Below are 11,919 nucleotides of genomic sequence, written 5' to 3' on the forward strand. Positions count from 1 at the left end.
CGTGCGCCATGACGACGGAGGACACGCAGTGACGGATGGGAAGCTGCCCACCATGCAGGCCGTCGCCGAGACGGCGGGAGTCTCCCTGGCGACGGTGTCCAACGTGCTGAACCAGCCGTCCCGCGTCGCGCCGGCCACCAGGGAGAAGGTGCGGGCGGCGATCGAGTCGCTCGGCTACATCCGCAACGCCGCCGCGCGCGACCTCAAGCGCAGCCGGAGCGACGGCATCGGGCTCATCGTGCCGGACATCCTCAACCGGCTGTTCGTGGACATGTCCCGCGGCGCGCAGATCACCGCAGGCAGGAAGGGCCTGAGCCTGCTGATGGCCAACGCCGTCTACGCATTCGAGTCGTTCGAGCCGCTGGTGGTGTCCGACCAGCAGGACCAGTTCCTCGACTACTTCGCCCAAGCGCGCACGAGCGGCATCCTCTACGCGGCGATGAGCGACCCGACGGACGGAATCAACCGCATCCGCGGCCACGTGCGCCCCATCGTGGTGATCAACTACGACCAGCCGGGCGACTGGTGCTCCGTGCTGATGGACAACCGGCAGGCCGGGCGGATCGCGGCCGAGCACCTGGCCGGCATCGGCGTGCGCCGCGTCTGCTACGTCTCGCCGCCCGACGCCGCCCAGCCCATCGCCGACCGCCGCCGCGGAATCGAGGAGGCCGCCGCCACCCTGGACCTGGAGCTGACCCAGGTCACCACCGAGGGTCTCCAGTTCGAGCACGGGCGGTCCGCGATGGAAGGGCTCCTCGCCGACCGGGCCGACGGCGAACGCTTCGCCTTCGTCGGCATCACCGACGCGCTGGCGCTGGGCGCGCTCAGCGTCCTGCGCCAGCACCCGGAGGTGCGCATCCCGGAGGACGTCGCGCTCATCGGGCTCGACGGCACCCACGACGGCGCGGACTCCGACTGGGTGAGCCTGACCTCCATCACCCTGCCGGGCTACCGGATGGGCGAGGAGGCGATCCGGCTGGTGCTGGACGAGGCGCAGCCGGGGCACCGGCACGAGCGCGTCGTGCTGCCGGTGGGGATGCGTGTCGGCGCGAGCACGGTGCGCCCGGACGCGGGGTAGGGTCAGCGCCGGGTAGGGGCAGCGCCGGCTAGGAGCGCGCCGCCACCAGCTCCAGCACCTCGGACGTGGTTCCCAGCTCGCCCAGCTTCGGGAACTGGTGGGCGATGGAGGCCTCGTGCGCCTCCAGCGCGTCGGTCATCGCGTCGGTGACGAACGCGACGTGGTAGCCGAGCTCGTACGCGGAGCGGGCGGTGGACTCGACGCCGGAGGTGGTGGACACGCCGGTCAGGACGATCTGGGTCGCGCCGGCCTCCTTCAGCTTGGCGTCGAGGTCGGTCGAGAGGAAGGCGCCGAGCGTGCGCTTGGTGACAGTGATGTCGCCCGGCTGCTGGTCGAGCTCCGGGAGGAGCGCGGTCGCCTCGGCGGGCAGGGACTGCCCTCCTGCACGCCCGGTCGCCTTGCCGCGGTCGGTGCGGCCCGGCGCGGTCCCTGCGACGTTCACGAGCACGACCGGGAGGCCCTTCGCGCGGAAGGCCGCGGCGAGCTGCGCCGAGTTGGCGACGATCTGCTCGATCGGGTGCGCCGTGGGGTAGCCCAGGATGCCGGTCTGGAGGTCGATGACGACGAGGGCGGGGGTCTGTTCGAGCTCGATGCTCATGCGGGTCTCCTGTAACGTTCGCAGGCACAATCGTTTGTGTCGCTGATGATCAGCCTACGCTATGATTTCTGCATGTCCAGCGAGAGGCCGGCGGCCGGCGACCCGAGCGAACTCCTCGCGTACCTCCTCAAGCACGCCCAGCAGCGGCTGATGGCGCTCGCGGACGCCGCACTCGAACCGCACGGCCTCGACCGCAAGGAGTTCGGCGTCCTCCGGGTGCTCGCCGCGCGCGAGCCGCTGTCGCAGCAGGCGCTCGCCGGCCTCCTCGGCGTCGACCCGACCACGATGGTCGCGGTGCTCGACGCGCTCGAGGACAAGGGGATCGTGACCCGCCGGCCCGACCCGGCGGACCGTCGGCGCAATCAGATCGCCTTGACCGCGAGCGGGCAGGCGACGAATGCGGCGGCGGAGGCGGCGTATGCGGCGGCGGAAGGGGAGTTCCTGGGGCCGCTGGGGGCGGCGGATGCCGGGGAGCTGCGGCGGATGCTGCGGCTCCTCTCCCGCGGATCCGCGCCGGCCTCCTCAGAGGCAGGCGCCGAGGCCTCAGCCTCGTCGTGAAGTTCGCTCGGCTCCGCCGTCACAGGAGCGGACTGTCGTCGTCGGCATCGTCCTGCCAGACGCTGCTCCCGGCGGCGTAGCCGTAGGGGAATAGCGCAATCGCGACCGGCGAGGCCATGACAGAGGCCGCGACGACCGGCAGCAGCGGGCCGAGGACGCTCTCGAGGCTCCCGGGGCGCGTGACCTCCAGGTCGGTGGCGACGCGGGCGAGGGACTCGGGACGGTCGTCGACCGGGCGGTCGGCCTCGTCGACGCTCTCTGCGAGCCGGGTGCGCAGGTCGGCGCACTGCTCGTCGGCCAGCGCGGCGAACGCCTCGGCGTGGACCCGGACGAGCTGGTCCGGCTGGCCCGTCGCGAGCACGGACTCGTAGCGCTCGACGGCCTCCTCGTCCGGGGAGGAGCGATGCTTCCTGGCCACGAGACCCGAGTGTAGACCCGGGGTTGCACATCGCCACCGCACAGGTGAACGATTACCTGAGCATTCCTCATGCTGGGGCGATCCGGCTCCAGCATGCACCGATGCGTGACAAAGGAGTAGGCATGCGCACCACATCACGACGACTGCTCACCCTCGCAGTCGCACTCGCGACCACGACCGGCCTTATGCTGGCCGCCGGCGCCGGCGCCCAGGCGGCGACCCCCGGGAGCGCCACCTGTTCGGGCGGCTCGATCCAGGCGCCGGCCACCCTGCCGCCCGGCAGCTACAAGAACGTCCAGATCGCCGGCTTCTGCGGCCTCGACCCCAGCGTCGCGATCAGCGGCAACGTCACCGTCAACCCCGGTGCCGCCCTCCAGCTCTCCGGCTCGGCCATCGGCGGCAACCTCAGCGTCGGCACCGGCGCGATCCTGTTCGCCTACGGCGCGCACGTAGGCGGGAACGTCAGTGCGACCGGCGCGCACGCGCTCTACATGTTCTTCAGCCAGGTCGGCAAGAACGTCACGTTCCAGGGCGGCGGCTCCGGCCGCAACTGCACCGACCCCGACCCGAGCACGAGCTTCGGCAACGACACGATGGTGAAGGACAGCCACATCGCGGGCAATGTGACGTTCACGGGCTGGGCCGGCTGCTGGTTCGGCCTCCTGCGCAACACGGTCGGCGGCAATATGACCGTCTCGAACATGTACGCGAACCCGCTGAACATCAACTTCCCGGGAACACCGGACCAAACCGACCAGGGCCTCGACTCGACGGAGATCGGGGCGAACATGGTCGGCGGCGTGCTGAGCTGCAGCGGGAACACGCCCGCGGCGCAGTTCGGCGACTCGGGGGCCGCGCCGAATACGGCGCGGAAGGCCGTCGGGGAGTGCGCGGCGCTGGTCTAGCGCCGTCGTACGACAGGAAGACACGCCAGGATCTCCTTCCGAACGGGGTTCGGAAGGAGATCTTTGGGCGTGTCGCGGGCGTTTCCTATCGGCGCTCGCGGGGTGGGAGGGGCGCGTGGTCGCGGGGTTGGGCGCGGAGCGCGAAACCGAAGGTGATCGCGGCGGCGAAGGCGAGGATCAGCGCCGGGATGCCGAAGCCGAACGCTGACGCGAGGGGGCGGCCCACGAGGGCCACGACCCCGACGGTCGCGGCGATGTCTTTCAGTCGTATCCATGCGCGGGGGGACAGGGCTGAGCGCACGCGTTCGATCGCCGGTGCGGGGTCATCGGCGAGGCGGTACGCCGAGCCGGCGAAGAGGGCCGCGCTCGTCATCCCGAGAAGGTACGGAGCCGCGAAGATCGCGAGCGCCGCGGTGGCCGCCGACCCGGACCGCCGAAGCCATCGGACGTCGAAATCGTCCCAGCGCGTGTATGCGCGGAAGCCGAAGAACCAGTACGCCAGAGCGGAGAAGACGACGATCGAGGCGGTTGTGATCGCGTACGGCCTCAGGAACGGGACAGGCGGGAACATCGCCAACGCAACGGCCGGAACGGCGAGGAGCAGCGGAGGCACCAGCCAGTCGCTCACCCGTAGCGGCACCCCCGGCGGCACGACGAGCGGCGCGTCGTCGTGCCCGGCGTCAAACGCCGGCGCATCACCCTCGGTCACGCCGCGAGCTTAGCGCCGCCCGCGCCTCACGCCTCCGGGATCACCATCGCGAACCGCTCCGGGCGCGGCACGTCCGGGTCGGGCCCGTTGCGTACGCCCGCGTCGAGCGCGTCGATGCGTGCCAACTCGTCGTCGCCCAGCTCGAAGTCGAAGACGTCGAAGTTCTCGGCGATGCGGCCCGGGTTCACCGACTTCGGGATGGCCGAGCGGCCCTGCTGGAGGTGCCAGCGGAGCATCACCTGGGCCGGGTCTTGCCGTGGGCGCTGGCGAGGTCGGCGAGCACCGGGTCCTCCATCACGTTGCGGCGCTGCTCGCCCCAGCCCGGGTAGAAGGTGATGCCGCCGATCGGGGACCAGACCTGCGTGACGATGCCGTGCGCGGCGTCCGCGGCCTGCACCTCCGGCTGGGTGAAGTACGGGTGAAGCTCCACCTGGTTCACCACAGGGACCACGTTGGTCTCGGCGAGCAGTCGGCCCAGGTGGTGCGGCAGGAAGTTGCTGACGCCGATCGCGCGCACGCAGCCGTCGGCGAGGAGGGTCTCCAGCGCCGTGTACGCGGCGATCGTCTGGTCGAACCGGTCGGGCGCAGGCTGGTGGAGGATGAGGAGGTCGAGCTGCTCGAGCCCGAGCTTGGCGGCGGCCTTCTCCCACGCGTGCAGCGTCGGATCGTACCCGTAGTCGGACACCCAGACCTTGGTCTCCACGAAGACGTCGGTGCGGTCGAGGCCGGAGCGGCGCAGGCCCTCGCCGACCTCCCGCTCGTTGCCGTACGCGGCAGCGGTGTCGATGTGCCGGTAGCCGGTCGCGAGCGCGGCCTCCACCGCCGCGGTGGTCTCCTCGGGCGGGCTCTGGAAGACGCCGAGCCCGAGCGCGGGCATCGTGACGCCGTTGTTGAGGGTGAGTTCGATGGTCATGGCCACCACGCTAAGCGCGACCGTCGACGGCAGGGAGGCCGCGCCAGTGCCTCCCTCCGCGGCCGCGCGCGGCGTAGCGTCGGGGTATGACCAACAGCGACGATGTGCGGGACTTCCTCACCTCCCGCCGCGCCCGGCTCACCCCGGAGCAGGCCGGGCTGCCCGCGTACGGCGGCAACCGCCGGGTCTCCGGGCTGCGCCGCGAGGAGGTCGCGATGCTCGCCGGGGTGAGCGTCGACTACTACACGCGGCTGGAGCGCGGGAACCTGTCCGGCGCCTCCGACAGCGTGCTGGAGGCGCTCGCCCGGGCGCTCCAGCTCGACGAGGCGGAGACCGCGCACCTCTACGACCTGGCGCGGGCCGCGGACGTCGCCCCGCGCATCCGCCGCCGTCGCAGCCCGCAGACGGTGCGGCCCAGCCTCCAGCGCGTCATCGACGCGATCACCGGCGCGCCCGCCTGGGTGCGCAACGACCGCGGCGACGTCCTCGCCGCCAACGAGCTCGGCCGGGCGCTCTACCTCGACCTGATGGCGGAGCCCGTGAAGCCGCCGAACGCCTCGCGGTTCACCTTCCTCAACCCGAAGTCGCGCGCGTTCTACGCGGACTGGGAGCGGGCCGCCGACGACATGGTCGCCATCCTGCGCTCGGCCGCCGGACGCAACCCCTACGACAAGGACCTCACCGACCTCGTCGGCGAGCTGTCCACCCGCAGCGAAGAGTTCCGGACCCGCTGGGCGCGGCACGACGTCAAGTACCACCGCACCGGCCGCAAGCGGGTGCACCACCCGATCGTCGGCGACCTCGACCTGGCCTTCGAGGCGTTCGAGCTGCCGGGCGAGCCGGGGCTGCGCATCAATGTGTACACGGCCGACCCCGGCACGCCGTCGGAGGACGCGCTGAAGCTGCTGGCGAGCTGGGCGGCGACGCAGCGGGACGCGGAGGCCGCCACCGAGGCCGGCCGTCCCGACATCACGATCAACGACTAGGAGACCCCGTGGAACTGCTCCCCGACTCCCCGACCACCCCCGGCCCCGCAGACCTCTTCACCGGGACCGTCCACTTCGACGTCATCGCCGCCGGCGCCGTGCCGTCCCGGCTGCGGGTGAACCTCGTCCGCTTCGCGCCCGGCTCCCGCACCGCCTGGCACCGGCACGCGAACGGCCAGACCCTCCACGTGACGCAGGGCGTCGCCCTCATGCAGTCCCGCGGAGGCGAGGTGCTGGAGGTGCGCCCCGGCCAGACCGTCCACACCCCGCCCGGCGAGTGGCACTGGCACGGCGCCGACCCCGAGCACTTCATGGAGCACCTGGCCATGTGGGAGGCGCTCGGCGACGGGCAGGACGGCCCCGAGACGGAGTGGGCCGACCACGTGACCGACGCCGAGTACGAGAGCCGGTCCTGACGGAATGGGGCGAGCACGGGAGCGGGCCTTGACCACCCGCAGCCGCGCACGCGAGCGCCGCCGCTTCGCCCAGGACGTGCAGCGCACCATCGCCGCACTGCCCGAGGACGAGGACGCGCTGCTCCGGGTGGAGGCCGCCCTCCGCTCTGCGCCGGGGTTCGCAGCAGTTCCCCCGCTCTGGTGGCTGTTCCGCCGCCCGGCCACCGACCTGGGGGCCGAGAAGCCCGGCCGCACGAAGGAGAAGCGATGACCGACAGCCCGCTCACCGTCCTCGTCGTCGGCGCCACCGGCAGCATCGGCCGGCTCGTCGTGGCCGAGGCTCTACGGCGCGGGCACCGCGTGAGGGCGCTGGTGCGCGACACAGCCAGGGCCGAGAGCATCCTGGCGGCCTCTACCGAGCTCGTCGTCGGCGACCTCACCCGGCCGGCGACGCTCGGCGCTGCGGTGGAGGGCGCCGACGCCATCGTCTTCACCCACGGCTCCGGCACCCGGGAGACCGACGTGCGCGACATCGACTACGCCGGTGTCGTCAACACGCTCGCCGCTGCGGCGGGACGTCCTGTCCGGATCGCCCTCATGACCGCCGTCGGCACGACGCGGCCCGGCGCTCCGTACGCGGCATGGAAGCGCCGCGGCGAGCGCCTGGTCCGCGCGAGCGGGAACCGCTACACGATCGTGCGGCCAGGCTGGTTCGACTACAACAGCGCGGCCCAGCGCGCGATCGTCTTCCGCCAGGGCGACACCGCCCAGTCCGGCACGCCGGCGGACGGCGTCATCGCCCGGGACGAGATCGCCCGCGTGCTGGTCGACAGCCTCACGAACCCGGCGGCGGACCGCCGGACTCTGGAGCTCGTGGCGACCGACGGTCCCGAACTGGACGACCTGACACCGCTGTTCGCGGCGCTCACACCGGATGCGCCCGGCGCTCTGGACGGCGCGCTCGACGCGGCGACCGCCCCGCCGGCGGCCGAGCCGCAGCGCTTCCGCGACGACCTCGCAGCGCTCGGGGCCCTCCACACCTAGACCGAAGGGCACGTTGTTGTCGCTTTCCCGTGCGGGAAGCGACAACAACGTGCCCTTCGATGGTGCGAGGCTCGGTTACTTGGCCGGGGGCATCAGCACGGAGTCGATCAGGTAGACCGTGGCGTTGGCGGTGTGCACGCCGCCGCAGATGACGTTGGCGTCGTTCACCTTGAGGTTGTCGCCGGAGCCGGTGACCGTGACGGTCCCGCCCTCGACGGTCTTGTGGGTGCCCACGATATCCTTCGGCGAGAGCTGGCCGGGGATGACGTGGTAGGTGAGGATGCTGGTCAGCGTCGGAGCGCCGGCGGGCGTCTTGAGCGTGTTGATCGTCGCCGGGTCGATCTTCTTGAACGCGTCATCGACGGGGGCGAACACCGTGAACTGGCCGCTGTTGAGGGTGTCGACCAGGTTCACGCTCGGGTTGAGCTTGCCGGAGACGGAGGCGACCAGGGTCGTCAGCAGGGGGTTGTTGCTCGCCGCGGTGGCGACCGGGTCCTGGGCCATCCCCTGGACCGAGCCGGCGCCGGAGGGCACGGCCTTCGCGTAGGTGGCGCAACCGGGGCCGACCAGGTCGGCGGCCGGGTCCATCGACGCCGAGGCCGACGGGGAGGACGACTTCATGGAAGAGCTGCCGGTCGTCGAGGCCGTACCGGCTCCGGACGAACAGGCGGTGAGCGCGAGGGCGGCGGCGGCGAGGATGCCGGCGGCGGCGAGGCGGGTGCGAGTTGTGGATCGCATAGTGGTTCTCCTTCTTGGTGGTGCGCCTTGTGAAGCTCCGAGCAGATGCAGATCGGGAGGCCGCGTCGGTGGCCGTCAACAGGGATTCGTCCTCGGTGCCCGATCGGATTGGAAGTGGTCGCCGAACGTCCCGTCCCAATCCGCTGAGAGCCTCCGCGCCGAACAGCACTCATGAGGATCAGCAGGAGAACCGTCGCAGCCTGGGGCTGGGCAGCACTCGCGGGGGCGGTGAGCGGTGGCGTCTTCGTCGCCGTCGCCGAGGTCGTAGCCCTCCTCGCCGCCCGGGAGGCCGGCCCGCTGATCGCGGTCGGATCGTTCGTGATCGACATCGTGCCGCGCTGGGCGAAAGAGTTCGCGATCGAGGTGTTCGGGTCGAACGACAAGCTCTTCCTGCTGTCCTCGCTCGGGTTCGCGGTGTTCGTCGCGGCGGCCGTCACCGGCATCCTGGAGCTCTGGCGCCGGTGGGTCGGCGTCGCCCTGTTCCTCGTCGCTGGCGTCCTTGCGGTCGTCGCGACCGTGACCAGGGCCGACGCGAGCCCGCTCGGGTTCCTGCCGTCCACGATCGGCGCCCTCGCGGGTGCCGCGGCGCTGTACCTCCTCGTCGGGGCGCTGCGGCGCTGGCGGGATGCGCGCGACCAGGACAGCGCCACGGCAGGCGTCGACCGCCGCCGGTTCCTCCTCTTCACCGGCGCCGGCGCGGCGTTCGCGGTGCTGGCCGGCGTGGGATCGCAGCTCGGGTCGGCCGCGACCTCCTCGATCGCGGCGATCCGTGCCGCGCTGCACCTGCCGGCGCCGCTAAGCAAGGTGACGGTGCCCGCCGGCGCCGAACTCCACCTGAAAGACCTGTCGCCGCTGTTCACTCCCAACAAGGACTTCTACCGGGTGGACACGGCGCTGTCCGTCCCGGCGATCGACCCGTCGACCTGGCGGCTCACCATCGACGGGATGGTCGAGCAGCGGGCAGAGTTCAGCTTCCGCGACCTGCTGTCGATGGGGCTGCGCGAGTACGCGATCACGCTGACCTGCGTCTCCAACCAGGTCGGCGGCAACCTGCTCGGCAACGCCCGCTGGCTCGGGGTGCCGGTGCGGGAGGTGCTCGCCCACGCCCGCCCGCGGAACGGCGCCGACATGGTGCTGTCCCGCAGCATCGACGGCTTCACCGCCGGTACGCCGCTGTCCGCGCTTACCGACCCGGGCCGCGACGCCATCCTCGCGGTCGGGATGAACGGCGAGCCCCTGCCGCTGGAGCACGGCTTCCCGGTGCGGATGGTCGTCCCCGGCCTCTACGGCTACGTCTCGGCGACCAAGTGGCTCACCGAGCTGAAGGTCACGACGTTCGCCACCGACCAGGCCTACTGGACGCCCCGCGGCTACAGCGAGAAGGCCCCGATCAAGCTCTCCAGCCGCATCGACACCCCGCGCATCGACCGATCGCTCTCGGCCGGCCCGACGAAGATCGCCGGTGTGGCGTGGGCGCAGACGGTCGGCATCCAGAAGGTCGAGGTCCAGATCGACGGCGGCCCCTGGCAGCAGGCCCAGCTCGCGGCACCGATCAACGCCGACACCTGGGTGCAGTGGTCGCTCGACTGGAACGCCACGAGCGGCAGCCACACCCTCGCCGTCCGGGCGACCGACCGCGCCGGGAGGCTGCAGGACGAGAAGCGCACCCCGATCGCGCCGAACGGGTCCACGGGGTGGCAGTCGACGCTGGTGCGGGTGGGGTAGAGCCGCCAGACTGACGCCATGACCGACGGGAACACGGCCGCCTCCAAGGAGATCCTCCGCCAGCGTCGGACTTGGCGCCGCCAGGCCGCGCGCTACGACCGCTCGGTGGGCAGGGCCGAGTTGACGATGCTCGCCGGCAGCCGGGAGTGGATCGGAGCGCGGGCGAGCGGGCGCGTGCTGGAGGTCGCGGTCGGGAGCGGGCGCAGCCTCCCGTACTATCCGGCCGGGGTCGAGGTGGTGGGCATCGACCTGAGTCCCGAGATGCTGGCGATCGCGCGCCGCAGAGCGGCGGAGCTCGGACGAACTGTAGACCTCCGCGAGGGGGATGCCGAGGCGCTGCCGTTCGCCGACGGCGAGTTCGACACGGTCGTCTGCGCGCTCGCGCTCTGCTCGATCCCCCGGCCCGGGGTCGCACTGGCTGAGATGGCGCGCGTCGTCGTACCGGGCGGCTCGGTCGTGCTGGTCGACCACACCCGCAGCGACCGTGCGCTGGTCTACGCCGGGCAATGGCTGATCGAGCGGGTCAGCATCCCGGTGCAGGGCGAGCACCTGACCCGGAGGCACCGGGCCGAGGTGGAGGCAGCGGGGCTGGAGGTCGTGGAGCACGAGCGACTCCGTTCCGGCGCCGTCGAGCGCATCCGCGCCACCCGCCCGCGCTGACCGCGGAAGCCGCCGAGAACGTGGAAGCCCGCCCGGTGCGTTGGATGGTTGGACGCACCGGACGGGCTGGTATTACGGAGAAGGACGGATCAGCCGTCCGCGCCGGCCGGTGTCGTGGTGATCTTGGTGCCCTCCAGCTTGTTCGCGGCATCCGCGTACTTGTTGGTGAAGGTGTCGCTGATTTTCACCTTCGAGGTGTCGACGCCGATGGTCTTCTCCATGTCGAAGATGACCTTCGGGCCGCCGGCGGGCATGATGCCGTCCGGCAGGAACTGGCCCTTGTCGGTCGCCAGGCCGTCGATGTACTGCTGCTTGGTGATCGTGCTGTTCTGGACGAAGTCCTGCGGCATCTTGTTCGCGATGTCCGCGGCCGAATGCGTGTTGATCCAGTGCATCGTCGCGACGAGCGCGTCGACGACCTTCTGCGCGGCGTCCTCGTGGCCCTTCACCCAGCTCGCGTTCGCCAGCAGACCGGCCGCCGGCCAGGCGCCGCCGAGCGCCTTGGTCGCGCCCTTCGTGGTCGCCATGTCGACCGCCGAGACGGCGAGCTTCTGGGAGGTGAGCGCACCGACCGTCGGCTGCGTGGTCATCACGCAGTCCGCGGAGCCGCGCTGGATGGCCGCGATGGCCGTCGCGCCGGCGTGCACGGCGATGGTGTTGTACTCCTTCTTCGTCACGCCCTGCTTGGCGGCGAGGAACTGGGTCAGCTCGTCGGTGCCCGACCCGAGGTCGGTGACGCCCATGTTCTTGCCCTTGAAGTCGGCGGCCGAGGTGACACCGGCCTTCGGGTTGCACATCACGCGCTCGCCGGGGGCGCCGGAGAGCTGGACGAGGTTGATGACGTCCTTGCCCTTCGACTGGAAGTCGACGGTGTGGATGTACCACGCGCCGGCCATGTCCACCTGGCCGGAGGCCATCGCGTCCTCGGCGCCGACGCCGCCGTTCTGCTCGGTCGAGAGCTCGACGTTCACGCCGTACTTCTTGTAGAAGCCGAGCTGCTGGGCGAGCTGGTAGGGGAGGTAGATCTGCTTGTCGATGCCGCCGACCATCATCTTGACGGTCGGCACCGTGCCGGAGGTGCCGCCGGCCGCCGCGGTGCCGCCTCCACCGCCGGAGCAGGCTGCGAGGCTCAGGGCCACGACGGCGCCCGCTGCCACGATGGCACCGATGCTGCGCTTCTTCATGGGGGTTG

The 11,919-nt window shown here is 71.5% G+C and carries 14 protein-coding genes and 1 pseudogene; 9 read left to right on the forward strand and 6 right to left on the reverse strand.

Annotated elements, in window-relative coordinates; genetic code table 11:
- The first annotated feature begins 28 nt into the window (after positions 1–28).
- The gene (locus ABH923_RS10045) at positions 29–1,078 is read left to right on the forward strand and encodes a LacI family DNA-binding transcriptional regulator (RefSeq protein WP_370055224.1); all 1,050 of its coding nucleotides are present in this window, start codon (positions 29–31) and stop codon (positions 1,076–1,078) included.
- A gap of 28 nt (positions 1,079–1,106) precedes the next feature.
- Here ABH923_RS10045 and ABH923_RS10050 read toward each other — a convergent pair whose 3' ends face one another.
- Entirely contained in the window at positions 1,107–1,676 is a 570-nt protein-coding gene (locus tag ABH923_RS10050; protein ID WP_370055225.1) for an isochorismatase family protein, read from the reverse strand.
- A gap of 72 nt (positions 1,677–1,748) precedes the next feature.
- Between ABH923_RS10050 and ABH923_RS10055 the strand changes: the two genes are divergently transcribed.
- Entirely contained in the window at positions 1,749–2,234 is a 486-nt protein-coding gene (locus ABH923_RS10055) for a MarR family winged helix-turn-helix transcriptional regulator (RefSeq protein ID WP_370055226.1), read from the forward strand.
- Between the two features lie 19 nt (positions 2,235–2,253).
- Here ABH923_RS10055 and ABH923_RS10060 read toward each other — a convergent pair whose 3' ends face one another.
- Positions 2,254–2,652, reverse strand: coding sequence for a hypothetical protein (locus tag ABH923_RS10060; protein ID WP_370055227.1), 399 nt, complete (start codon positions 2,650–2,652; stop codon positions 2,254–2,256).
- Positions 2,653–2,774: 122 nt separating this feature from the next.
- On the opposite strand from ABH923_RS10060, the gene ABH923_RS10065 reads away from it, so the two are divergent.
- The gene (locus ABH923_RS10065; protein ID WP_370055228.1) at positions 2,775–3,557 is read left to right on the forward strand and encodes a hypothetical protein; all 783 of its coding nucleotides are present in this window, start codon (positions 2,775–2,777) and stop codon (positions 3,555–3,557) included.
- Positions 3,558–3,642: 85 nt separating this feature from the next.
- On the opposite strand, the gene ABH923_RS10070 is transcribed toward ABH923_RS10065, so the two are convergent.
- Together ABH923_RS10070 and ABH923_RS10075 are read right to left on the reverse strand one after the other, a co-directional pair.
- Positions 3,643–4,266 (reverse strand): hypothetical protein, encoded by a 624-nt coding sequence (locus tag ABH923_RS10070; RefSeq protein WP_370055229.1) that lies wholly within the window; start codon positions 4,264–4,266, stop codon positions 3,643–3,645.
- Between the two features lie 26 nt (positions 4,267–4,292).
- Positions 4,293–5,179: pseudogene (locus ABH923_RS10075) on the reverse strand (aldo/keto reductase).
- An 86-nt stretch (positions 5,180–5,265) separates the two neighbouring features.
- Here ABH923_RS10075 and ABH923_RS10080 point away from each other — a divergent pair.
- Genes ABH923_RS10080 through ABH923_RS10095 form a run of 4 tightly spaced genes read left to right on the forward strand, consistent with a single transcriptional unit; the run spans position 5,266 to position 7,604 of the window.
- Entirely contained in the window at positions 5,266–6,165 is a 900-nt protein-coding gene (locus ABH923_RS10080; protein WP_370055230.1) for a helix-turn-helix transcriptional regulator, read from the forward strand.
- Between the two features lie 8 nt (positions 6,166–6,173).
- The gene (locus ABH923_RS10085) at positions 6,174–6,581 is read left to right on the forward strand and encodes a cupin domain-containing protein (RefSeq protein WP_370055231.1); all 408 of its coding nucleotides are present in this window, start codon (positions 6,174–6,176) and stop codon (positions 6,579–6,581) included.
- A 28-nt stretch (positions 6,582–6,609) separates the two neighbouring features.
- Positions 6,610–6,831: a hypothetical protein gene (locus tag ABH923_RS10090; RefSeq protein WP_370055232.1), complete on the forward strand. Its 222-nt coding sequence runs from the start codon at positions 6,610–6,612 to the stop codon at positions 6,829–6,831.
- Positions 6,828–7,604: an SDR family oxidoreductase gene (locus ABH923_RS10095; protein ID WP_370055233.1), complete on the forward strand. Its 777-nt coding sequence runs from the start codon at positions 6,828–6,830 to the stop codon at positions 7,602–7,604. Before ABH923_RS10090 ends, ABH923_RS10095 begins: the two co-directional genes overlap by 4 nt.
- Before the next feature lie 75 nt (positions 7,605–7,679).
- Here the strand turns inward: ABH923_RS10095 and ABH923_RS10100 are convergent, their stop codons facing one another.
- Entirely contained in the window at positions 7,680–8,342 is a 663-nt protein-coding gene (locus ABH923_RS10100) for a fasciclin domain-containing protein (RefSeq protein WP_370055234.1), read from the reverse strand.
- A gap of 171 nt (positions 8,343–8,513) precedes the next feature.
- Between ABH923_RS10100 and ABH923_RS10105 the strand changes: the two genes are divergently transcribed.
- Both ABH923_RS10105 and ABH923_RS10110 read left to right on the forward strand, forming a co-directional pair.
- Positions 8,514–10,067, forward strand: a complete 1,554-nt coding sequence (locus ABH923_RS10105) for a molybdopterin-dependent oxidoreductase (protein WP_370055235.1) — start codon at positions 8,514–8,516, stop codon at positions 10,065–10,067.
- Between the two features lie 18 nt (positions 10,068–10,085).
- The gene (locus ABH923_RS10110) at positions 10,086–10,727 is read left to right on the forward strand and encodes a class I SAM-dependent methyltransferase (RefSeq protein WP_370055236.1); all 642 of its coding nucleotides are present in this window, start codon (positions 10,086–10,088) and stop codon (positions 10,725–10,727) included.
- A gap of 89 nt (positions 10,728–10,816) precedes the next feature.
- Here the strand turns inward: ABH923_RS10110 and ABH923_RS10115 are convergent, their stop codons facing one another.
- Positions 10,817–11,911, reverse strand: coding sequence for an ABC transporter substrate-binding protein (locus tag ABH923_RS10115; RefSeq protein WP_370055237.1), 1,095 nt, complete (start codon positions 11,909–11,911; stop codon positions 10,817–10,819).
- Positions 11,912–11,919 lie beyond the last annotated feature (8 nt).

The sequence above is a fragment of the Leifsonia sp. EB41 genome, assembly GCF_041262565.1.
Taxonomy (GTDB): domain Bacteria; phylum Actinomycetota; class Actinomycetes; order Actinomycetales; family Microbacteriaceae; genus Leifsonia.

What these genes read in the sequence shown, in the direction of transcription:
- ABH923_RS10100 (WP_370055234.1), bottom strand. Translation starts at nt 8,342, where the DNA reads ATGCGATCCACAACTCGCACCCGCCTCGCCGCCGCCGGCATCCTCGCC.
- ABH923_RS10050 (WP_370055225.1), bottom strand. Translation starts at nt 1,676, where the DNA reads ATGAGCATCGAGCTCGAACAGACCCCCGCCCTCGTCGTCATCGACCTC.
- ABH923_RS10115 (WP_370055237.1), bottom strand. Translation starts at nt 11,911, where the DNA reads ATGAAGAAGCGCAGCATCGGTGCCATCGTGGCAGCGGGCGCCGTCGTG.
- ABH923_RS10095 (WP_370055233.1), top strand. Translation starts at nt 6,828, where the DNA reads ATGACCGACAGCCCGCTCACCGTCCTCGTCGTCGGCGCCACCGGCAGC.
- ABH923_RS10055 (WP_370055226.1), top strand. Translation starts at nt 1,749, where the DNA reads ATGTCCAGCGAGAGGCCGGCGGCCGGCGACCCGAGCGAACTCCTCGCG.
- ABH923_RS10065 (WP_370055228.1), top strand. Translation starts at nt 2,775, where the DNA reads ATGCGCACCACATCACGACGACTGCTCACCCTCGCAGTCGCACTCGCG.
- ABH923_RS10080 (WP_370055230.1), top strand. Translation starts at nt 5,266, where the DNA reads ATGACCAACAGCGACGATGTGCGGGACTTCCTCACCTCCCGCCGCGCC.
- ABH923_RS10105 (WP_370055235.1), top strand. Translation starts at nt 8,514, where the DNA reads ATGAGGATCAGCAGGAGAACCGTCGCAGCCTGGGGCTGGGCAGCACTC.
- ABH923_RS10110 (WP_370055236.1), top strand. Translation starts at nt 10,086, where the DNA reads ATGACCGACGGGAACACGGCCGCCTCCAAGGAGATCCTCCGCCAGCGT.